Annotated in this window: 20 protein-coding genes; 3 read left to right on the top strand and 17 right to left on the bottom strand. The window is 58.3% G+C overall.

Annotated features, from left to right (window positions below; all coding sequences use genetic code 11):
• Positions 1-15: 15 nt before the first annotated feature.
• Positions 16-1,017, bottom strand: a complete 1,002-nt coding sequence (gene yejK / locus MKI83_RS05595) for a nucleoid-associated protein YejK (protein ID WP_241583914.1) — start codon at positions 1,015-1,017, stop codon at positions 16-18.
• Between the two features lie 129 nt (positions 1,018-1,146).
• Between yejK and MKI83_RS05590 the strand changes: the two genes are divergently transcribed.
• Entirely contained in the window at positions 1,147-2,775 is a 1,629-nt protein-coding gene (locus MKI83_RS05590) for a GGDEF domain-containing protein (RefSeq protein WP_241583913.1), read from the top strand.
• A 17-nt stretch (positions 2,776-2,792) separates the two neighbouring features.
• Here MKI83_RS05590 and nhaD read toward each other — a convergent pair whose 3' ends face one another.
• From nhaD to MKI83_RS05560, 6 genes are all read right to left on the bottom strand, one after another.
• Entirely contained in the window at positions 2,793-4,163 is a 1,371-nt protein-coding gene (nhaD, locus tag MKI83_RS05585; protein ID WP_241583912.1) for a sodium:proton antiporter NhaD, read from the bottom strand.
• Between the two features lie 116 nt (positions 4,164-4,279).
• Entirely contained in the window at positions 4,280-4,747 is a 468-nt protein-coding gene (locus tag MKI83_RS05580) for an Rv1443c family protein (RefSeq protein WP_241583911.1), read from the bottom strand.
• Between the two features lie 86 nt (positions 4,748-4,833).
• A complete protein-coding gene (locus MKI83_RS05575; RefSeq protein ID WP_241583910.1) occupies positions 4,834-7,665 on the bottom strand; it encodes a valine--tRNA ligase in 2,832 nt (943 codons plus the stop codon).
• 114 nt (positions 7,666-7,779) lie between these two features.
• The gene (locus MKI83_RS05570; RefSeq protein WP_241583909.1) at positions 7,780-8,406 is read right to left on the bottom strand and encodes a DNA polymerase III subunit chi; all 627 of its coding nucleotides are present in this window, start codon (positions 8,404-8,406) and stop codon (positions 7,780-7,782) included.
• A 9-nt stretch (positions 8,407-8,415) separates the two neighbouring features.
• Complete coding sequence (locus tag MKI83_RS05565) at positions 8,416-8,835, bottom strand: DNA polymerase III subunit chi (protein WP_241583908.1); 420 nt, start codon at positions 8,833-8,835, stop codon at positions 8,416-8,418.
• Positions 8,832-10,334, bottom strand: a complete 1,503-nt coding sequence (locus tag MKI83_RS05560; protein WP_241583907.1) for a leucyl aminopeptidase — start codon at positions 10,332-10,334, stop codon at positions 8,832-8,834. The genes MKI83_RS05565 and MKI83_RS05560 overlap by 4 nt, the downstream gene beginning before the upstream one ends.
• 146 nt (positions 10,335-10,480) lie before the next feature.
• Between MKI83_RS05560 and lptF the strand changes: the two genes are divergently transcribed.
• Together lptF and lptG are read left to right on the top strand one after the other, a co-directional pair.
• Positions 10,481-11,587, top strand: a complete 1,107-nt coding sequence (gene lptF, locus MKI83_RS05555) for an LPS export ABC transporter permease LptF (RefSeq protein ID WP_241583906.1) — start codon at positions 10,481-10,483, stop codon at positions 11,585-11,587.
• A complete protein-coding gene (gene lptG, locus MKI83_RS05550; RefSeq protein WP_241583905.1) occupies positions 11,580-12,644 on the top strand; it encodes an LPS export ABC transporter permease LptG in 1,065 nt (354 codons plus the stop codon). Before lptF ends, lptG begins: the two co-directional genes overlap by 8 nt.
• Before the next feature lie 63 nt (positions 12,645-12,707).
• On the opposite strand, the gene MKI83_RS05545 is transcribed toward lptG, so the two are convergent.
• The 10 genes from MKI83_RS05545 to MKI83_RS05500 all read right to left on the bottom strand — a co-directional run bounded on the left by MKI83_RS05545 (position 12,708) and on the right by MKI83_RS05500 (position 20,704).
• Complete coding sequence (locus MKI83_RS05545) at positions 12,708-13,205, bottom strand: RDD family protein (RefSeq protein WP_241583904.1); 498 nt, start codon at positions 13,203-13,205, stop codon at positions 12,708-12,710.
• 1,544 nt (positions 13,206-14,749) lie between these two features.
• Positions 14,750-16,192 carry a DUF3987 domain-containing protein gene (locus tag MKI83_RS05540; RefSeq protein ID WP_241583903.1) on the bottom strand — a complete coding sequence of 481 codons (1,443 nt, stop codon included), beginning with the start codon at positions 16,190-16,192 and terminating at the stop codon, positions 14,750-14,752.
• A complete protein-coding gene (locus MKI83_RS05535) occupies positions 16,189-17,085 on the bottom strand; it encodes a toprim domain-containing protein (protein ID WP_241583902.1) in 897 nt (298 codons plus the stop codon). Before MKI83_RS05535 ends, MKI83_RS05540 begins: the two co-directional genes overlap by 4 nt.
• Entirely contained in the window at positions 17,082-17,267 is a 186-nt protein-coding gene (locus MKI83_RS05530) for a hypothetical protein (RefSeq protein ID WP_241583901.1), read from the bottom strand. The genes MKI83_RS05535 and MKI83_RS05530 overlap by 4 nt, the downstream gene beginning before the upstream one ends.
• Before the next feature lie 2 nt (positions 17,268-17,269).
• Positions 17,270-17,548, bottom strand: a complete 279-nt coding sequence (locus MKI83_RS05525; RefSeq protein WP_241583900.1) for a hypothetical protein — start codon at positions 17,546-17,548, stop codon at positions 17,270-17,272.
• On the bottom strand, positions 17,545-17,703 hold the full coding sequence (locus tag MKI83_RS05520; RefSeq protein ID WP_241583899.1) for a hypothetical protein: 159 nt from the start codon (positions 17,701-17,703) through the stop codon (positions 17,545-17,547). The genes MKI83_RS05525 and MKI83_RS05520 overlap by 4 nt, the downstream gene beginning before the upstream one ends.
• 278 nt (positions 17,704-17,981) lie before the next feature.
• Positions 17,982-18,338 (bottom strand): hypothetical protein, encoded by a 357-nt coding sequence (locus MKI83_RS05515; RefSeq protein ID WP_241583898.1) that lies wholly within the window; start codon positions 18,336-18,338, stop codon positions 17,982-17,984.
• Positions 18,339-18,566, bottom strand: coding sequence for a helix-turn-helix transcriptional regulator (locus tag MKI83_RS05510; RefSeq protein WP_241583897.1), 228 nt, complete (start codon positions 18,564-18,566; stop codon positions 18,339-18,341).
• A gap of 92 nt (positions 18,567-18,658) precedes the next feature.
• A complete protein-coding gene (locus MKI83_RS05505) occupies positions 18,659-19,276 on the bottom strand; it encodes a hypothetical protein (protein ID WP_241583895.1) in 618 nt (205 codons plus the stop codon).
• Positions 19,277-19,381: 105 nt separating this feature from the next.
• Complete coding sequence (locus tag MKI83_RS05500; RefSeq protein WP_241583893.1) at positions 19,382-20,704, bottom strand: tyrosine-type recombinase/integrase; 1,323 nt, start codon at positions 20,702-20,704, stop codon at positions 19,382-19,384.
• Between the last annotated feature and the right edge of the window lie 17 nt (positions 20,705-20,721).

The raw sequence follows: 20,721 nt of genomic DNA, 5'->3' as shown, positions 1-20,721 counted from the left end.
TAGTCGATCGGCGTGTTAGCGGCGCTTTAGCTGGTCGCGCAGCTGAGTGGGGATGCCGCGAATGATCAGGCGATCACCGCTTTCGTCAAATTCAATCATCTCGCCTAATAGATGCGCCTCAAAGCTGATGGAGAGGCCCTGAGCGCGGCCGGTAAAGCGGCGAAATTGCTGCAGTGTGCGTTTATCTGCGGGAATCTCCGGCGCTAAGCCGTAATCTTTATTGCGGATGTAGTCGTAGAACGCCTTGGGCTGCTCTTCATTGAGTAAGCCAGACAGCTCATCCAGCGCCACGGCTTGACCTTGGCGGCTTTGGCTTTGTGCGTAGTCGACCAAGGTTTGGGTTTTTTCGCGGGCGCTGTCGTTATCCAGTGCTTCTTCTTCCACAAAATCACTGAAGGCTTTGAGCAGCGTGCGTGTCTCTTCGGGGGCGTCGACGCCTTCTTGGCAGCCGATAAAGTCACGAAAGTAATCCGAGACTTTTTTGCCGTTACGGCCACGAATAAACGAGATGTATTGCTTGGACTTTTTGTTTTGCTGCCATTCCGACAGGTTTATCCGCGCCGCAAGGTGCAACTGGCCTAAGTCCAGATGCCGAGCGCTGGCGACTTCTAGCTGCTCGGTGACGGTGACACCATCGCTGTGATGCAGCAGCGCGATGACTAAGTAATCACTCATCCCTTGCTTGTAGTGGGCAAAGAGCACGTGGCCGCCAACGGCGAGGTTGGACTCTTCCATCAGGGTTTTAAGCTGTTCGCAGGCTTTAGCGCTGAAGGCGGCAAAGGTGCTTTCTTGCCCGAGATAACTCGTTAACCAACCGCTGAAAGGGTAGGCACCGGATTCCTCATGAAAATAGCCCCAAGCTTTGTTGGGCTTGGCGTTGTAGCTGTCGTTCAAGTCAGCTAATAGGTTTTCCAGCGCTTGTGATGCGCTGAGCTCGCCTTCGCGCAGGTGCAGTTGCGCGGGCTGGCCGTCGGGCTTTTTATCAATACGGTGAACAGTGCAGTGCAAAATCGGCATGGCGAGTCTGTGTGCTTAACAAAAGTGATGCACAGTGTACTCAAGGCAGGCAGGGCGAGGCGACTGCGATGACAAGCAAAGCGCGAGATGCCAACTAGACTGAGGGTGATACACAGCGGGGTGGTAGGTTTGCAAAGCTTTGCGGCGCGCGGTTTACACAGTGGCGTAGTGGGGGTGCTCGGGCTGTTATTGGCTTTGGTGCCGTTGCTGGCTGCGGCCGATGATACGGTTAAGTTGCGCCTGCGCTGGGTGCCGCAGTTTCAGTTTGCCGGCTATTACATGGCGCTGGAAAAGGGCTTTTACCGTGAGGCAGGCTTGGATGTGCAGATCATTCCGTCGGCCCCTGAGCTGTCAGGCCCGATTGATTATGTGCTCACCGGTCAGGCTGAGTTTGGCATTGCCAACTCAGGCTTAGTGCGCGAGCGTGCGGCCGGTAAACCCGTGGTCGCGTTGGCGGCGATTGGCCAACACGCACCCGCGGTTTGGTTGGTGCGTGGGGATTCCGGCATCCAAAGTTTGCATGACCTGGTCGGCAAGCGGCTGATGTCGATCCCGAGCGGTCTTTCAGAAAGCATCGAGCTGTTTGCCCCCTTTGTGCTTGAGGGGATTGACCTCGATAAACTCACGCTGCTGCCCACCAGTTACGACCTGAAGAGCTTGGTTAACGGTGAAACCGATGCGCTCAACGCCTACATCACCAATGAGCCGTTTGTGTTGCTCAAGCAGAACGTCGACTTTCGCGTGATTCGTCCGCGCAGCTATGGCGTGGATTTTTACAGCGATATTTTATTCACCACCGAGGCCTATGTAGCCCAGCATCCTGAACGGGTGAAAGCCTTCCGTGAAGCCAGCTTAAAAGGTTGGCGATATGCCTTAACGCACGTGGATGAAAGCATCGATGTGCTGCTGGATAAATACGTCACCGATCGTTCGCGTGAGCACTTGCAGTTTGAGGCAGATAGCCTTCGAGAGTTGATTGACCCGGATGTGATTGCCGTCGGGCATATGAATCCGGGGCGCTGGCAGCATATTGCCCAGCTGCATCAAAAGATGGGTTTGATTAAAGGGCCGCTGGATTGGCAGCGCTTTTTGTACCAGCCCGAGGCTGCGGGCGCTAAGCCGGTCGATTACCGTCTCTTATTGAGTGTCTTGGCGCTGGCTTTGCTCGCGGGGGTTATCGCTTTTTGGTATCGCCACTTAAATGCGCGCTTACGCCATGAAATCATTGAGCGCACTAAGATGGAGCAACAGCTGCGCCAGCTGGCGACCACTGATTGGCTGTCAGGCTTAAATAATCGCGGTCATTTTTTTGCTCGTGCGTCTGACGAGTTTGAGCGGGCTAACCGTTATATCCGCCCCTTGGGCCTAATGCTGCTGGATATTGACTGGTTTAAACAGGTCAATGATCGCTACGGCCATCAGGTGGGGGATGCGGCGATTCAGGCGATTGGCGAGGTGTTTAACGTGGTGTTGCGCCACAGTGACATCGCTGGGCGTGTCGGCGGGGAGGAGTTTGCTGTGCTTTTGCCCGAAACCGAGCCTGAAGTGGCGGCGCAAGTGGCTGAGCGGATACGTGAGGCGGTGGCGCAGTGTGAAATTACCACGTCGCAGGCAGAGCCGTGTCGCATAACCATCAGCATTGGCTTAACCGCTTTTGCCAGTAGCGATGATGTGTTTGATCAGATGTACAGCCGGGCCGACAAAGCCCTGTATGCGGCTAAGGCCAATGGGCGCGATCAAATCCAGTTAAGTCTTTGATCGCGCCCGCGGTTTGTTTACAGCGCTTTCATCAGCATGAACACGGCAGCGCCAGCGGCGTAACCGATAAAGGCCAGCCAAGCGATTTTCTTCAGATACCAGATGAAGTTGATCTTCTCCAGGCCCATGGCAGCCACACCGGCGGCTGAGCCGATGATCAGACAGCTACCGCCCGTACCGGCGCAGTACGCCAAGAACTCCCAAAACACGCCGTCGACCACGAAAGAGGACAACCACGGATCGCTGGCCGCACCGGCCGCCGCGTGCGCGCCCACTAGCGGGTACATCTTCATCGAACCGGCTACCAACGGTACGTTATCGACCATCGACGACAGCAAACCAATCGCCAAGTTAATAGCGTAAATGTTGCCGAGGTTTTCGCGCAGTACCGTGGCCATTTGCGTGAGGTGGCCTGCGGTGGACAGGCTGGAAACCGCCAGCAGAATGCCTAAGAAGAACAGGACGCTGGTGGTGTCGATTTTGCGCAGAACGCCCACTACCGACAGCGGGTGCTTGTCTTCATCGTTCTTGCCGCGATGAATCACCTCGGTGACCACCCACAACACGCCCAAGCCCAGCAAGATGCCCATGTACGGCGGCAGGTGGGTGACGGTTTTGAACACCGGCACAAACAGCAGCGCGCCAATACCTAGACCGAAGATCAGGTTGCGCTCGAAGTTGCTGGTCGGATCACGGCGCTCCTCATCGCTTACGGTGACTTGTGGGCGCTCGACTTCACCTTTGAAGGTGAACGTCAGCAGCAGCAAAGGGACTAACAGGCAGACCAAGCTGGGGAGGAGCAGGCTGAGCACAATGCCGCTGGCGGTGATTTGCCCGCCGATCCACAGCATGGTGGTGGTGACGTCGCCAATTGGTGACCAAGCGCCGCCGGCGTTGGCTGCGATGACGACGATACCGGCGAAGAACCAGCGCTCGTGTTGATCAGCCACCAGCTTACGCAGCAGCGAGACCATGACGATAGTCGTGGTCAGGTTGTCCAGTGCCGCAGAGAGGAAGAAGGTGATCAGCGCCACTAACCACAGCAACTTCACCCGGTTGCGCGTGGTGATACGCTGGGTGATGACCTTAAAGCCTTCGTGGGCGTCGATCAGTTCGACGATGGTCATGGCGCCCATCAAGAAGAACAGAATCTCAGAGATTTCCCCCAGATGGTGGCGCAGCTCGGTCACCACGCGCGCGGTGGCGTCATCGCTGGCGTGGGCGGCGCCTTCGACGTAAGGCAGCAACGTTTCGGCGCCAAGCACCAAAACAGTCCACGTCAGCACCGCTGTGAGCAGTGCTGAGGCAGCTTTGTCGATTTTTAGAGGGTGTTCGAAGGCGATACACAGGTAGCCAAACACGAACATCAGGGCCATCAGTGCGTACATAGTCTGGATTTCCGCTGGTTGAGTGGGTAAGAGAGGTCGCCATTAAGGCAAACTTCAGGCCAAGCGCAGTCTGCCCGAAGTGAAGGCGACATAACTAGATACAAATCAATAAGCCGTCACTCGGTGACAAGGCTTGAGTGTGCGCGTTGGCTTAACACTCGATGACGGTGCTTAAACAGGGCGTTGACCAGCCAGCGCGTGCGAATGCTGGCAAAGGGGTAGGGCAGCACTTGTACTTCGTCAGTGAGCAAAGTACCGCCAGCGTTAGCTTTGATACGGCGCTCGTGGCGCCAAAAGCGTACGCCGGTCATTGGTGACTCTTCGATAAAGCCAATGCCTTCGGTGACTTGTTTTAGCGTGACTTGTGAACGGCCAATGGGCAGCAGGCCGAATAGCCAAATCCAGCTAGTAAACAGGGGTTGCTCAGGGTTGATGTCCACATTGGCCAGCGACTCAACCTCGGCCGGGGCTGAGAGGTGCAGCCAAGGCAAAAACTCTTGGCGCAGGGTGTCGGCGTGGCTGATCCACTGCCAGACGGTTTCGGGGCTGGCATCTAATTGCGTGGCAAATCGTAGCGTCAGCATGGTCTTCCGGTCCTTTGGTTGCGTTGATGACGGTAAACAGTTGCCCAAAACAACAAGGGCCCGCCAGTGGCGAGCCCTTGAGGGTATTACAGGTTGGCGATGCGTGCCTGCTGATCAACCAGTTGGTTGAGTGCTTGCTCGGCCTCGCTGAGTTTGGCGCGTTCTTTGTCGATCACCTCGGGCGGCGCTTTATCGACAAAGCCGGCGTTGCCGAGCTTGCCGCTGATGCGCTTGACCTCGCCTTGCAGACGCTGGATTTCTTTACCCAGGCGCGCTAACTCGGCGTCTTTGTCGATCAGGCCTGCCATGGGCACCAATACCTGCATCTCGCCGACCAGCGCTGTGGCGGACATTGGCGCTTCATCGCCTGCGGCCAGCACAGTGATGGTTTCAAGCTTGGCGAGCTTTTTCAGCATCGGCGCAAATTCGTTTAAGCGGCGTTGGTCTTCGGCGCTGGCGCGGGCCAGCAGAATATCAATCCGCTTGCTGAGGGAGATTTTCATCTCGCCACGAATCTGCCGCACGCCCAGCATCAAGGTTTTAACCCAAGCGATGTCGGCTTCGGCGGCTGCGTCGATACGCTCTTCGGCGGCGACGGGCCACGGTTGCAGCATCAGGGTGTCACCGGTTTTTCCAGCTTGGGTTTTAATCCGCTGCCAGATTTCTTCAGTGATGAAGGGCATAAACGGGTGCGCCAAGCGCAAGGCCGTTTCCAGAACGCGAATCAAGGTGCGGCGCGTGCCGCGTAGACGTTCGGCGGGCGTGTTTTCGTCCCAGAATACGGGCTTAACCAGCTCGAGATACCAGGCGCAGTATTCGTCCCAAATAAACTCGTACAGCGCTTGCGCGGCCAAGTCGAAGCGGAACGCATCCAGCTGACGGGTGACTTCTTGTTCGGTGCGTTGCAGTGCCGAGATGATCCAGCGATCCACAGCGGACAACTCCGCCGGCGCATCGCTCAGGCCGCAATCTTGGCCGTCGGTGTTTTCGGTAACGAAGTTTGCCGCCTGCCAGAGTTTGTTGCAGAAATTGCGGAAGCCTTCGACGCGGCCCATATCAAACTTAATGTCGCGGCCGGTGGAGGCCAGCGAGCAGAAGGTAAAGCGCAGCGCATCGGTGCCGTAGCTGTTGATGCCTTCTGGGAACTCGGCCTTGGTCTGCTTAGCGATCTTTTCTGCCAGTTTGGGCTGCATCATGCCGCTGGTGCGTTTTTCCAGCAGGGTATCCAGCTCAATGCCGTCAATGATGTCCAGCGGGTCTAGCACGTTGCCCTTGGACTTAGACATCTTCTGGCCTTGGCCGTCGCGCACCAAGCCGTGTACGTACACGGTTTTGAACGGTACCTGTTCGGTCAGGTGCAGGCTCATCATGATCATCCGGGCGACCCAGAAGAAGATGATGTCAAAACCGGTGACCAACACGTCGGTGGGGTGGAAGGTCTTCAGAAATTCGGTTTGTTGTGGCCAGCCTAAGGTGGAGAAAGTCCATAGCCCAGAGCTGAACCAGGTGTCGAGCACGTCGTCATCTTGGCGCAGTGGCGCGTCGCCCAGATTGTGCTTGGCGCGCACTTCGGCTTCGTCGCGACCGACATAGACCTTGCCGGACTCGTCGTACCACGCCGGAATGCGGTGGCCCCACCACAGTTGGCGGCTGATGCACCAGTCTTGGATGTCGCGCATCCAGCTGAAGTACATGTTCTCGTACTGCTTGGGGACAAATTCAATCTGGCCGCTTTCAACCGCTGCGATGGCTTTTTCCGCCAAAGGCTTGGTCGATACGTACCATTGATCGGTCAACCACGGCTCAATCACAGTGCCGGAGCGGTCGCCTTTGGGGACTTTCAGGGCGTGCGGCTCGATGGCTTCCAGCAGGCCGGCGCTGTCAAAGGCGGCGACAATTTGCTTGCGCGCCTCAAAGCGCTCAAGCCCGGCGAAGGCTGTGGGCAAGCTGGCGTCGAAGGCTTCATTAACGCTGCCGTCAAGGTTGAATACTTGCGCTTTGCTCAGGACCACGGCGTCTTGGTCGAAGATGTTGATCAGCGGCAGGTTATGACGCTTGCCGACTTCGTAGTCATTAAAGTCATGCGCGGGGGTGATCTTGACGCAGCCGGTGCCGAACTCAGGGTCACAGTAGTCGTCGGCCACGATGGGGATGCGCCGGCCGACCAAGGGCAGCTCAACGAACTGGCCGATCAACGCCTTGTAGCGCGGATCTTCGGGGTGCACTGCCACGGCGCTGTCACCGAGCATGGTTTCCGGGCGGGTGGTAGCAACGATCAGGTAATCCTTGCCTTCGGCGGTTTTGGCGCCGTCGGTTAGCGGATAACGCAGGTTCCACAGCGAGCCTTTCTCGTCGTGGTTTTCCACTTCAAGGTCAGAAATGGCGGTGTGTAACTTGGTGTCCCAATTGACCAAGCGCTTGCCGCGGTAGATCAGACCGTCTTCGTGCAGGCGCACAAAGGCTTCTTTCACCGCTTCGGATAGCCCTTCATCCATGGTGAAACGCTCACGCGACCAATCCACGGAGCTGCCCAGGCGACGAATTTGCCGCGTGATGGTGCCGCCGGATTGCTCTTTCCATTCCCACACTTTGTCGAGGAACTTATCGCGGCCAAGGTCGTGGCGGCTCACGCCTTGCGCCGCCAGTTGGCGCTCAACCACCATTTGCGTGGCGATGCCGGCGTGGTCGGTGCCCGGTTGCCACAAGGTGTTGCGGCCTTGCATGCGACGAAAGCGAATCAGCGCATCCATGATCGCGTTATTGAAGCCGTGCCCCATGTGCAAGCTGCCGGTGACGTTTGGCGGCGGAATCATGATGGTGTACGGCTGCCCTGAGCCTTGCGGGGCGAAATAGTTGTTTTGCTCCCAGGTCTGGTACCAGGAAGTTTCGATGGCGTGCGGCTGGTAAGTCTTGTCCATGGGCAGGCTGATCGGTCCGAAAGTGTGAAAGCCGGTCAGTATAACGGCAGAACGCGATAAGTCAGAAGCCGCTCGCGGCCAGCGGTGCTCGATAATCTGCTGGCGGGGCTGGGTTTACGATTTGCGCGGCGGCAATAAGCGCGATAGACGTGCCTCAAGGCGCTGCTTGAGTTCGGCCTCGATGCGCGGCACGTAGTCGTCGATCAGCTCTTGCAGGATGAGCTGCGCGGCGGCCCGCAGCTCGTTATCCAGGCGCAGTTGGCTGGCGCTGAAGGTGGTCGGCGTGTCGTGCTCGTCGCTGGGCGGCTGGATATGGCCCTGCCGTAGCGATTCGGCCAGCGCCTCTTTGATGCTGTTGGGTCGCTGGTTGATGGCCTGAGCGGCGCGGATGGCGGGGTCGAGATTCTCTGCGGGCGGCTTGCCGGTTGCTGAGTGCGTGGCCTGCGGTGGCGCTGGCTGCGACGTGGCTGGTGGCGTGAGCGTTTGTTTGGGCGGCTGTGTGAGCGCTGCGCTGGCGGCAGGCTTAGGGGGCAAGCTTGGAGCCGCTTTCACCGTGTTGGAAGCAGGTCGTTGCGGCACGACTTCGTCCAGCAGCGGGATTTCTAGCTGATCCTCGTCGAGGTCGTCATCGAGTGAGTCGGTCAGCAACGGCGGTTCGCTACTGGGTTCATCCAACAGGTCGCGGATGGATTCCAGATCATCGAGCAGGCGATGGGGCGAATGGGGTGGGGTGCGATGCATGACGGCGGCTTACAAGTTATGACTGTGCAAATCATAGCCTTGTTGACGGTAATGCCGATAGTTTTCCCGACCGCTGCGCAGCACATCAGGCTCTTGGTTAAGCAATTCCATCACGCGTGAAAACTGCGCGATAAAAGCAGGAATGCCCGCCGCAAGGTTGATCAACACATCCGCCGCAGGCGCGTGTTCAGCGCAGCCTAAGCTAATCGGCGCGGGGTAAGGCGCTTCGCTGCTGTGGGCAAGAAACGCTTCGTCGCGAAAGTCCCACAGCAGGTTATCCAGTTGCGCGAGTTGATCTGGGTTATGACAGTGCAAGTGCACGCGCTGGCCGGCGCGGTAAGCTTTGGCGGCAATCTGACAGGCGAGGATCAGGCGTGCCTGCGCCTGATCACTGTTCTGAATGTAAAAGTCGATACGTGGCTGGCTCACGCCTTGGCCTCGGCTGCGCGATCGAGCAGGTATTGCGTCAGCATCGGAACGGGGCGGCCAGTCGCGCCTTTGTCTTTGCCGCCGCTGACCCACGCGGTACCGGCGATATCCAGGTGCGCCCAGTGGTAGTTCTTGGCAAAGCGCGACAAGAAACAACCCGCCGTGATGGTGCCGGCTTTGGGGCCGCCGATGTTGGCGATGTCGGCAAACGGGCTGTCCAGCTGCTCTTGGTATTCGTCATACAACGGCAGCTGCCAGGCGCGGTCATCGGCGCTTTCACCGGCTTTGAGAATCTGCTTGATCAGCGGCTCGTGGTTGCCCATCAGGCCCGAGACATTGCTGCCTAAGGCCACAATGCACGCGCCAGTGAGGGTGGCGATGTCGATCACCGCACGCGGTTTAAAGCGCTCGGCGTAGGTCAGTGTGTCGCACAGCACCAAGCGGCCTTCGGCATCAGTGTTGAGGATTTCTACCGTTTGCCCGCTCATACTAGTGACGATATCGCCGGGGCGCGTGGCGTGTCCGCTGGGCATGTTCTCGGCGCAGGCGAGCAGGCCCACGACGTTGATGGGCAAGTCCAGCTCAACCAAGGCGCGAAAGGTGCCTAGTACGGTAGCGGCGCCGCACATGTCGTACTTCATTTCATCCATGCCGGCACCGGGCTTAAGGCTGATGCCGCCGGTATCAAAGGTGATGCCTTTGCCAACGAGCGCGTAAGGCGCTTCATCTTTCGCGCCGCCTTGGTAATGCATGATCACCAGGCGAGGAGGTTGCGCGCTGCCTTGGGCCACCGCCATGAAGGCGCCCATGCCGAGCTTGAGCAGGTCTTTCTCGGTGAGTACTTCAATACTGAGCTTTTTGTGTGCTTTGCCCAGCGCCTGAGCTTGCTCGGCGATAAAGCTTGGATGGCATAGGTTGCCGGGCAAGTTGCCTAGGTCGCGGGTAAAAGCTGCACCATCGGCAATGGCTTGTGCGTGCTGCGCGCCGCGCGTGATCTCGGCAAGGTCTGCCTTGCTGCTGGCCAAGAGCGTGCATTGCTTGAGTGCGATGGCGTCGGCTTTTTGCGACTTAAAGCGGTCAAACACATACACGCCTTGCAGCAAGGTTTCGCTGATCAGGCGTGCTTTGCCGTAGTGGTCACGGCCTTTGACGCTTTGCTCGCTCAGTGCGAACACCGCATCTTTACCGCCTAAGCTCTTCAGCGTAGTGAGTGCGCTGGCGGTGATTTTGCGCAGCGTGCGTTCGCTCAAGGTTTTATCTTTGCCGGTGCCGACCAACAGCAAGCGCTCGGCGCTGATGCCTGCTAAGCCGGGTACTAGTAGGGTTTGTCCGGCCTTGCCGGCTAAGTCGCCACGCTTAAGTAGCTTGCTTAGGGCGCCGTCACAGGCGGTGTCGAGGGTTTTGCCTAAGGTGTCCAGCTTGCCGCCTTCGGCAATGCCGATGACCAAGCAGGCGGTTTTAACTTTGCACGCGTCGGCGTGTTTGGCATTGATTAGCATGGCTTTCCCCAAGACAAAAAGATGGCTTTACCGGATAATGCCGGCATTTTTCAACGTCGCTGGGCAGGTATCGCCCAAGTGCGCTCGGCTGCAATGTTGGGTATTTGAGCGCAGCGGCCATGGACTGACAACCCCGGGGGTTGAGTGTGATTGTTTTTCGTTACTTAGCGCGTGAAGTGTTATTGACCCTCAGTGCGGTGACCGCCGTGCTGTTGGTGATCATCATGAGCGGACGTTTTATCAAGTATTTGGCACAAGCCGCGCAGGGGGCGTTAGACCCCAGTGTGCTGTTGTTGCTAATGGCTTACCGCATGCCCGGCTTCTTGCAGTTGATTCTGCCGCTGGGGCTGTTCTTGGGTATTTTGCTGGCCTACGGGCGTTTGTACCTTGAGTCAGAAATGACCGTACTCACCGCTACCGGCATGAGCCAGCAAAAGCTGTTGAGCTACACGCTGTGGCCGGCAGCTGTGATTGCACTGCTGGTGGCATGGCTGAGCTTGTCGGTGACCCCGCAGGGGGTGCAGCAAGTTGAGCAGCTGTTGGCGGCGCAAAAAAATCTCACTGAGTTCGACACCTTGCAGGCGGGTCGTTTTCAGGCGATGAAAAATGGCGAGCGCGTGACCTACACCAATGCCCTCAGCGATGACCGTACCGAGTTAGGCGGCGTGTTTATCTCGGAGCGTCGTGCCAGCGCAGGCAGCGATAACGGCCCCTCCTTGCTGGTGGCTGAGAGTGGGCGACAAGAAATTCATCCCGATGGCAGTCGTTACTTGATTCTGGAAAACGGCTATCGCTATGACGGCCACCCTGGGCGTGCCGATTATCGCGTCATTCAATACGACACCTACGGCGTGTTGCTGCCTAAGCCCGAACTGGCGCAAGAGCTGTCGGAGCGTGAGGCGATGTCGACCGAGGCGTTGCGCAGCAGCACTAACTTGCGTGAGCAGGCTGAACTGCAATGGCGGCTGGCGATGCCCGTCTTGGTGCTGATTATTACGGTGTTGGCGGTACCGCTGGCCAAGGTTAACCCGCGTCAGGGGCGTTACTTAAAACTGTTGCCGGCGGCGTTGCTGTACATGACGTACCTAGGCTTGTTGATTGCTGTGCGCGGTTGGATGGAGAAGGGCAAGGTGCCAATGGAATATGGCCTTTGGTTGGTGCATGGGGTGTTCTTGCTGATTGGTTTGTTGTTGCTGTTTTGGGAGCCTCTGCGCTTGAAGTTGCGCCCCTACAAGGAGTTGCGCCATGCATAAGCTCGACCGTTATATCGGTACCACAGTGTTTTTCGCCATTTTGGCGGTGTTAGGCATCATTACCGCGCTGGCGTTGCTGTTTGCTTTTATTGATGAGCTTAACGACCTTGCGGGCGCTTATGGCACCGTGGAAGCGTTGCGCTATGTGGCGCTGACTGCGCCGCGACGGATGTACGAAATGCTGCCGATGGCCTCCATGATTGGTTGCTTGATCGGGTTAGGTGCCTTGGCCAGTCACAGTGAATTAACGGTCATGCGAGCCGCTGGGGTCTCGGTGGGGCGCATTGTGTGGGCGGTGATGAAGCCTATGCTGGTGCTGATGCTGGCGGGGTTGTTGGTGGGTGAGTACGTCGCACCGCACACCGAGAGCTTGGCGCAAGGTACGCGCTCACTGGCGCAGGGTTTGGGCGAGGCGCAAACCTCTAAGCGCGGGGTGTGGCATCGTGAGGGACAGGAATACATCCACATCAATGCCGTGCAACCTAATGGCAAGTTGTTTGGTATCACACGTTATCGCTTCGATGCGCAGCGCAACCTTGAGGCCAGTAGCTTTGCTAAGCGCGCTATCCATCAGCCCGATGGCTATTGGTTATTAGAAGAGGTGCGTGAGACGCGCTTCTTGGGTGAATCCACGGAGCTCATCACCCGTGACCAAGAGCGCTGGCAAGTTGAGCTGACACCAGAGTTGCTGACAACCGTCAGTGCCCAGCCGGATGCGCTGTCAATCACCGGTCTGTGGTCCTACATTGGCTATCTAGACGAGCAAGACCTCAATAACGGCGGCTATAAGTTGGCGTTCTGGACTAAGGTGCTGCAGCCGCTAGTTACCGCGGCGCTGGTCATGTTGGCGATTTCGTTTGTGTTTGGCCCGCTGCGCTCGGTCACGCTGGGGCAGCGCGTGTTTACCGGTGTGGTGGTGGGGTTTGTGTTTCGCATCGCCCAAGATCTGCTCGGGCCGTCCAGCCTAGTGTTCGGCTTTCCACCCTTGTTGGCGGTGCTGTTGCCGGCACTGTTGTGCGCACTGCTCGGTGTTTTGCTGATGCGGCGGGCGGGCTAGCGGCTAGATAGCGGTGAAATAAAAAGGGCGACTTGCGAGTCGCCCTTTTTATTGTCGTCTGTTTTAGCGGCCGTTCTTCTTCGGCAGGCGTACCACGATGCTTTCTGAGTAGCTGTCGTGCCATGTGAGCTTATCTTTGCTCCACAGCATCCACCAAAAGCCAAGCCCCAAACACAGCCACGAGGGGATGGCGACTAAAAAGCGCAGCAGCGCCTGCATCAAACTGATGGCGCTACCATCGTGGTTTTGTACGCGCAAATTCCATGCTTGCATGCCTAAGGTTTGCCCGTTGTGAGTCCAGAACTTAGCAAAAAAGCTGAACAGGGCGACAAACACGAGGGTGGCCAGTAAAGGGTCTTTATCCAGTGCACCGGCTTGCGCCATGACCAGCAGTTGTTCGCCGCCATAAATCGCGCGCAATACGCCCTGCTGGTAAATCAGCGTCACCACCATGGCGATCGCCATGCACAGCAGAAAATCATATAGCGCAGCGGCTAAGCGACGAATCAGTGTGGCGCGTGGAAAGTCGCCTTGCAGGGGGAATGTGCGGGGGGTTGGCATGCGAGACTCCAGCGTTGGCGCTGGGCGCAATCGGGGTGCCCGAGGGCCGAGTGAAACAACCAAAAAAACTAGGAGATGGTGCCGGGGTCGGACTCGAATAATCCCCTGTAAGCCCCGTATTTCCTAGCTTTTAGATTTCAAAAAGGCGGTTTGTATTACTGTTTGTGTTACCTCAGCTTGGCGCTGCAAAGGCCAAGAAAGGAAAGCGCAGGCATTCTATCGGCGTGCGCAGTTGACGGCAACCACCTTTCAACTTGGCCCGTCGGTGAAGGTATCACGGCGATCTGGCGGGGTAGGGGGTGGGTTAATCCTCCAGCTTGGCGAGTCTGTCGAACGGCAGGGGGAGCCTGATTTTCACACCCGCAAAATCAGTGTTCTAGGTTGAACGGTGCGTGCACGTTTCGTGCTGCGTTGGTCACGCTTGGTTCGCCACGGCTATCGGCGAGCGCTGGCAGGTCAAAACTTGGATTTTGCGGAAACGGGAAAACGGTTCCCCCTGTCGTTCGGAAGCCTAAGCAGCTTTGGCTTTTTGCCTCCCCCCTCCCTGTGTGGCTTCGTTGGTGGCGTGTTTGGGTCGTGGCCCTGCATGGCTGCCGACTAAAGCTTGCGCCTCGTGTGCGGCCTTGTGCGCGGTCGTGCTCGATGCGCGCCGATACTCCCCAGCAGTACAGCTAACAACACAACAACAACGGGCCAGCGGGCGGGCCGTATGTAGTGCGTTGTCGGGCCTCGAATTACCCGCTTGGGTGGTGGGGTCTGGGAGTACCTTTTGCGACCAGCGCCAAGCCGCCACGCTCAACGGTCGTTCAACGGTCGTTCAACGGTCGTTCAACGGTCGTTCAACGGATGTTCAACGGTTCGAGGTCATGCCGTGACCTGTCACGCCTTGGCGATCTGCTAACGGTTGGTTAGTGGTAACGCTTGAGTAACGCCAGCAGCGTTACCGGCACTCTGTGCTGTAAATGGCACACTGTGCCGTTTTCGACACTAAGCACGCCTCCCCAGCTTTGGGGATACCACACCGGCAGACGCTTGGCTGTCTGCTTGTCCAGTGGTTTGGCGTTGCTTCATAGACCCTTGCGATCAATGCAAGAAAGCGGCGAAGGGCGCACCGGCCTTAGGCTTAGCTCGATTGTGATTAGTGAATGTGCGGCTGCGTACTTGAATGCGTACCCGCTCAATGCGTACCCGCTCGCCTCACCGTCGAGCATCAGCGCCAGCCCTTGCGCATAGGGGGGGAAACTTTCGGCACCGGTGGAAACTAAAACCCCGCGCAGTGGCGGGGCGGCGGTGTTGTCGCTGTGGACGGCTTGCGGTGTTTGCGGTTTCTGCGGTGTAAGTCTTTAAAGGCCGCATGGTTAAAGGGTTTCGTGTGTTTGTATTGGTTTGCGGTGGGTTGCGGTGTGTTGCGGTGCGCAGGCAAGAAAGAAGCCCCAGACCGCAACAGACCGCACCGCACCGCACTTAGACCAAAACGATTTGGGGTGGCTTGTTTGCTGGCTCGGCAGTTAGGCGCACCGCAAAGACCGCAAAGACCGCAAACGCTACCAGTTGGCCTTGAATACTTTGCCTTCAATGGTCAGCCAGTGGTGAAGGCAAAGCACCTCAAGTGCTTGGTTACGGGCATTGGCATGGCGGCGCAGAAAGCTAGGGCCGTCTTTGTTCAGCCTTAGGCGGTCGAACTCCCGCCACTCTTTGGCCTTGAGCCAGTCCAATAGGCGCTGGGCTTGCTCCAGTTCTTTCGGTGGCCTTACGTCCTCGATGTACTGCGCCCACTGCTCGACGGAATAGCGCACCACGGCGCAAGCGCTGCGCATATCCTCGGGCGTGATTTGGCCGTGCTTGTTGATGAAAGCAAAGACGGTGGCAAGGCGGCGGGCGTGCTCACCGGCTCGGCCAGCGAAGGGGCGCAAGCCTTCTAGCTTGCCTTGGCGCTCTTGCTCGCGCTCCATCTCGTTAAAGAAGGCCGACCAAACCGCCTTGGCATCGCCGCTTAGGTCGATCACTAGGGCGTCAATCCCGCCACTAGGCCCAGCGCATCGCGGGTGCGTTTGGCGTTCCTCCAGCAGTGTCCACCACGTTTGCAGGCGTGGGTCATGCTCGGGTTTGTTCAGCTCGCGCTCAGGGGTAATAAACCGAGTCCCGGCAATGCTCTTGCAGTAGGCCAGCAGGAAGCGCGGCAGAAAGCCTTGCCCGATCAAGATAGGGTCAGCCAGTGCGGCGCAAACGGTTACGTCTTGGGCCAATAGCGACACACTAAAGGCGCGATCAAACGCCACGCCCGAGCCGTCTAAGTTGCTCTTGGCGCGGTCACGCTCAACCCGTCCGTTATCGAACAGCTTTGCCAGTCCTCCCAGAATGGCGGCGCGGTTATCGCCTTTCATGCTGTGGCCGCCTAGCATCTGGCCGCCTTCGTCGGTATCCCAACTGGCGACCAGTCCACCGGCTAGAAAGTGGCTCGTTACGCTTTCAAAGCTACAGTCTGAAAACTGCGTGCGCGGGTCTAGTGGTGGCGGGTTTTCCTGCTCCCAGTCTTTGGCGTGGCGTGGCTCTTGGGCGGCGCGATCTGCTAGCCAGTCTTTCATGGCGTGGCCGTGGTTGATGCGTTCGGCCTTCTCTTTGGCGTCGATGGGCTTAAAGGCCATGCGGCGGCAGGTGCTCTTGCGGTCGCCACTCTCAGCCAGCGCCAGCAGATACATACCGCACGGCATCCCGCCGCCCTCAGCGCGTGGGGCATTGATGCGGCCTTGTGCCACGGTGACGGCGGCGGCCAGCACAGTCATAGCGGCCAGTTCTGGCGGTGCTTGAACGTGCCACGCCACGGCCTCGGCTGCGTCCCTCACCACGGGCGGCAGGTCAGCCACGGGAAAAGGCAAGTGCGCTTGCTGCTCGAACAATGGCACCGGCTCTGGCTTAACGCTGGCGGTGGGCAGTGGCATCACTTCGCCGCTGTGGGCCAGCTTCTCGGGCTTGATGTAGTCAGTCATTGGCGGGCCTCCAGCATGAATTGGCGCAGGTCGTTAAAGTCGCTCAGGTGTTCGGGTGCGCCTTGCGGCCAGTCCGGTTTGATAGCGCCCACGCCAAGCGCTCGGGCGGCTTCGTTGCCAGCAGTAATGCCGGGGTTGCCGGTGGTCTTGCGGTCGTCATCGCAGGCGATCACCAGCACGGCGGCAGGGTGGCGGCGTTGTACCTCAAGCCCTACGGCCAGCAGGTTGCCCGCATTCATGGCGGCGACCACGGCGCAGCCGGTGGACTCGTGCAGGGTTGCGCCCGTGGCCCAGCCTTCGCAGACGTAAACGGTCTGGCCGTCCTCGATGGTGCCAAAGTAAGCGCCAGCGCCTTTAACCCGCCCGCCTGTGTTGAACAGTTTGAAGCCTTGGCGGTTGATGGTCTGGATGTTCACAAGGCAGCCAGCCACTAGCAGCGGCACTAGCAGCAGGTCGCCACGTTGGCGCAGGTGGTGCGGCTCGCAGCCCTTGGCGACTAGGTAGGGGTGGGCCGCATCAGCAGGGCGGGCCAGCTCCCAAAGCTCACCGGCGCGCATCGCGGCTGCGTGTTGGCGGCGTGCGGTTTCGGCATCCCTAATGCGCTTGGCCTCGGCTGCGGCTTTTCTTAGTTCGGTGCGGTGGATGGGGTCGGTTGATGCGCCAGCGGCCCATACCTCAGTTTGACCCGTGCGCCAGCTTCCAAAGCAGCCACGGGGGCGGCCATCCATGTGCAGGACGTACCAGCAATTACGCGCCCCGGCTTTGTCGCCCTCGCCACGAAAGCGGCGTATTTGGCCGTCTGGCACGGGGTAGGGTGCGCGCTGGCCGTGGACATCTTGCAGGGCTTGCCAGAAGGCGCTTTGCACTTCGTTGGTGGTGTAGTGGGCCATCATTGGTTTACCTCCAGACGTCGGGCGGCGTTCATGGCTGCCATGTAGCGGGCGACCTTAAGCGCAGCCGGTGCGGTGCCGGTTAGTGATGCCTTGGCGTGTTCGCGCCAGATGGCGGCCATGCTGGCTTTCGTCAGGCAAGCCGAACCCGTAGCCGCCAAGGGGCAGCTTTGAAAAGTCAGCATGGTTAAACCTCCAGCGCGTTAAGCGTGGTGCGTAGTTCTTCGGCTTGGCTGCTTGTGTAGTTGGCTAAGTCCTCGGCCAAATACTGGGCAAGCCCTACTAGGTCAGTAATGCGAATTAGCCGCGCCTCAATAGCGCTTGGGCCGTGGTCGATGGTGGTCAGGATTGCGCCCATCAGTGCGGCCAAGCGCTGGCTTTGATAGTGGGCGTATTCCACTTGCTCGATGGCGTCATCAGCCGCGCCCATTAGGGCGGTTAGGCTCACTAGTTTGGGGTCAGTCATGCGCTGGCCTCCATGCTGTCGAGCTGGCGAGCGCGTGCCATTGCGGCGTTATAGCGCGCAAGGCGAACGGCTAGGGATGAATCAGCACGCAAGGCGGCTAAGGCTAGAGCACGCCAAGCGCTGGCGTGTTGTGATGGTTTACGGGTGGTGTGCATGGGTAAAGCTCCAAGTTGGGAGCCATCACCGGCAGCGGCCAAGCTGTTTAGGGTGACGGCTGTACGCGGGTTGGCCGACCGGGAACTTGGCACCCGGCACACCCGAAGGTGTCCCACGCACAGCCGCCATAACTCGAAACGACAGGCACAAAAAAAGCGCCTGCTTTCGGGTGGTGGGCGCTTGTGCGCCAAGTTGCTCGACCGGCCAAGGTCGGCCCTAGATTTGGCTAGGACGGGGCTAGAGTAGCCACGCCCCATCGCCAGTGCAAGCGGCTTGGTCATTGTGTGGCCTCCAGCTTGGCGGCCTTGGTTTCACGCTGGCGGGCCTTAGCGTCGAAGTGCTCCAGCAGCTTAGCGGCCTTGGCCATGTGCTCAGGCTCCAGCCAGTAAAGCATCACCTCAGAATCGCCCCACTTGGCCTTTAGCGGCACAAGGCGGCGGGCAATGGTTAGGCCGTGGCGATTGCCAAGGACGCTAACCGTAGTGTTTAGCGCATGGTCGCCAATTTGCTCACCGTCGAATTTGTCCATTGGGGCGATCATCAGGCGGGCCAGTACACGGGCAATCGCGCTGCGGTTACTGCTATAGTTCGCCTTGGCTGCTTTCTCTATGTTGGGGTTGGTGGCCTTTTTCATTTATGCGGCCTCCCCACGTTGCGCCATCTTGGCAGCCAGATAGGCGGCTACTTCGGCGCGTACGAAATAGGCGCGACTAGTAGAGTCGCCAAAGCGTACCGGCTTGGGGAATTGCTTATCACGGGCGCGCAGCTTGTTGAGGCCGCTAACGCTCAGGCTAAGGGTTTGTGCTGTGGTCTCATTGGTCAGCAGGTCGGGCAGGTCTTTAAGGTTGGCTTGTGTGGGCATGGTTGGCCTCCGTAGTGATTACGGGGGCCAAGATAGGAAAGCGCGGGCTATTTGTGCCCTATTAGGGTCAGGCACAACCCTAATAAGTCCTATTAGGGTTGGTTTTCTTTGGCGTGCTCGCTAGCCATCTTAAAGAACTTAACGGTCGTGGCAGTGCTTGGAGCCTCAAGCCCTAAGTTGGCCGCTAGTGCTGAGAATGTCGCCTCCGCCTTGTGTGGCTGGCTAAGGTCAATGTCAGCGGCGGCGGCTAGGACGCTGATTATTTTTGCCACGCTTGCGCGCTCTCTGGGTTCTAGCGGTTTTTCTGCGGGCGGTGCTTCGGCGGTGGTAGTAAGGCTTTCAATAAAGTCTTTGATTTCGAAAGGCTTAAACGATGGGGCAATATCAGAGACTTGTACGCACTGTTCTTCTCCGTCATGGTTGAAGTCGGTAATTGTTAAGTAATCGAGTAAATCAGAGTCTTTGTGTTTGCTTCCCCATGAAAAACTAACAATCCTCACCATAGTTTTGTTTGTACTGACAAGGGCAACCCTAGGCGCTGGGTAGCCAGTAAAATCCAAGTCTTCTATTGCTACATAGGCATGAAATTTTCCAGAGGCGCAAAGTCCGTAGAAGGTTTCATAGCTAAGGCTGCTACCAGTTCCGTTTGCTATCCACTTGAGGGCTTGATCGACGCTTAGCCACTCCAGTAGCTCTAAAAAATCACTCATGCTTAACGCTCTCCCAAACGTGCCCACTGGTTGAATAAGTCGGCATGGTCAGGCGGGTGGGATGTTCCGCTTTTCGCTCCGTCGAGCTAGGCCATGCCAAAAGGGTTAGCGCTTGCGCTCCATCGTCGTGACGTTCTCGCCCTGCTCTTGCGGGGTGGCGAAGTCGTGCGGGGTTATGTAGCCGGGGCGTATGGCGTCGAGGTAGTCAGCCCACCACTGGGTCATTAAGCGGCGTTCTTGGATGAACTCGGCTTTATGGGTGTAAGCGGCGCGCACGTTGTTGCGCTCTTGGTGGCCCATCTGGCGCTCTACGGCGTCAACCGACCACAAGCCAGACTCAATCAGCGAGCTACACGCGATAGTGCGGAAGCCATGCCCGCAAACCTCGGTCTTGGTGTCGTAACCCATGCGGCGTAGGGCTAAGTTTGTGGCGTTCTCGCTCACTGGCGCGGGGTTGTGGTTTAGTCGAAAGATCACCTCGCCGCGCCCTGTGACGGCGTGTAGCTGCTCGAATATCGCCAGCGCTTGGCTGCTCAGCGGTACTAGGTGCGGCGTTTTCATCTTTGCGCCACGTTCTGAGTGCTTAACGCCAGCCAGCGGTACGCGCTCGCCGGGGATAAGCCATTCAGCGCGGGCGAAGTCGATCTCAGACCAGCGTGCAAAGCGCATCTCACTAGAGCGCACGAAAGTCAGCATGGTTAGGCGAATCATTGCCTTGGTGACTGGGTGGGCCTTGTCGGTCTCGATGCGCTCCAGCAGCTCGGGCACACGCTCAAGTGGTAGGGCTGGGCGGTTCTCGGTCTTGGTAGTTGGTAGCGCCTTGGCTAGAGCCTCGGCTGGGTTGTCTTGCCTTAGCTGTGCTTGCTGGGCGTGGGCGAATATGCCACGGCAATAAGCGCGCATTCTGGCGGCGACATCGGCAAAGCCCTTGGCGTGAATTGCTTTTAGGGTGCGCAGTAGCTCGGGCACGCTTATGGCTGTTATTGGTCGGTCGCCAAGGCTTGGGAATAGGTGAAGCTCAAACGTTCGCATGACTCTAGCGGCGTGGGCTGGCTTCCATTGGCTTAGTTGGTTGGTGTGCCATTCAGCGGCCACGGACTTAAATGTGCTGGCGGCTTCTTGCTGGGCTGCTCGCTTGCGTTCCTTGGCGTGGTCTTTGGGGTCGATGCTTTGGGCCAGCAGGCCGCGGCATTCATCGCGCCACGTTCGGGCGGTTGCTAGGCCGGTGGCTGGGTAGGGTGGGGCGGCGTACTTAAAGACGGCCCGTTTGCCGGTGGCTGGCGATTTATAACGGAAGTACCACGCCTTAACGCCTGTGGTTTGGATTAGCAGTTCTAGGCCGTCACCATCGCGCAGGGTGTAGCGCTCGGCTTTGGGCTTGGCGTTCCTTATCTGAGTATCTGTAAGCGGTGGTGTACGGTTTCCCATGGAAAAGCCCCGTATTT

The organism is Atopomonas sediminilitoris, assembly GCF_022601735.1.
Taxonomy (GTDB): Bacteria; Pseudomonadota; Gammaproteobacteria; order Pseudomonadales; family Pseudomonadaceae; genus Atopomonas; species Atopomonas sediminilitoris.
This window is presented reverse-complemented; position numbering and strand designations above follow the sequence as displayed.

Bases quoted from the DNA above. Each gene is read 5' to 3' on its own strand.
- MKI83_RS05540 (WP_241583903.1), bottom strand. From the start codon at position 16,192: ATGACTGACTACATCAAGCCCGAGAAGCTGGCCCACAGCGGCGAAGTG.
- MKI83_RS05520 (WP_241583899.1), bottom strand. From the start codon at position 17,703: ATGCACACCACCCGTAAACCATCACAACACGCCAGCGCTTGGCGTGCT.
- MKI83_RS05500 (WP_241583893.1), bottom strand. From the start codon at position 20,704: ATGGGAAACCGTACACCACCGCTTACAGATACTCAGATAAGGAACGCC.
- lptG (WP_241583905.1), top strand. From the start codon at position 11,580: ATGCATAAGCTCGACCGTTATATCGGTACCACAGTGTTTTTCGCCATT.
- MKI83_RS05560 (WP_241583907.1), bottom strand. From the start codon at position 10,334: ATGCTAATCAATGCCAAACACGCCGACGCGTGCAAAGTTAAAACCGCC.
- yejK (WP_241583914.1), bottom strand. From the start codon at position 1,017: ATGCCGATTTTGCACTGCACTGTTCACCGTATTGATAAAAAGCCCGAC.
- MKI83_RS05580 (WP_241583911.1), bottom strand. From the start codon at position 4,747: ATGCTGACGCTACGATTTGCCACGCAATTAGATGCCAGCCCCGAAACC.
- MKI83_RS05545 (WP_241583904.1), bottom strand. From the start codon at position 13,205: ATGCCAACCCCCCGCACATTCCCCCTGCAAGGCGACTTTCCACGCGCC.
- MKI83_RS05530 (WP_241583901.1), bottom strand. From the start codon at position 17,267: ATGCTGACTTTTCAAAGCTGCCCCTTGGCGGCTACGGGTTCGGCTTGC.
- MKI83_RS05505 (WP_241583895.1), bottom strand. From the start codon at position 19,276: ATGAGTGATTTTTTAGAGCTACTGGAGTGGCTAAGCGTCGATCAAGCC.
- MKI83_RS05510 (WP_241583897.1), bottom strand. From the start codon at position 18,566: ATGCCCACACAAGCCAACCTTAAAGACCTGCCCGACCTGCTGACCAAT.
- MKI83_RS05535 (WP_241583902.1), bottom strand. From the start codon at position 17,085: ATGATGGCCCACTACACCACCAACGAAGTGCAAAGCGCCTTCTGGCAA.
- MKI83_RS05525 (WP_241583900.1), bottom strand. From the start codon at position 17,548: ATGACTGACCCCAAACTAGTGAGCCTAACCGCCCTAATGGGCGCGGCT.
- MKI83_RS05515 (WP_241583898.1), bottom strand. From the start codon at position 18,338: ATGAAAAAGGCCACCAACCCCAACATAGAGAAAGCAGCCAAGGCGAAC.
- MKI83_RS05575 (WP_241583910.1), bottom strand. From the start codon at position 7,665: ATGGACAAGACTTACCAGCCGCACGCCATCGAAACTTCCTGGTACCAG.
- MKI83_RS05570 (WP_241583909.1), bottom strand. From the start codon at position 8,406: ATGCATCGCACCCCACCCCATTCGCCCCATCGCCTGCTCGATGATCTG.
- nhaD (WP_241583912.1), bottom strand. From the start codon at position 4,163: ATGTACGCACTGATGGCCCTGATGTTCGTGTTTGGCTACCTGTGTATC.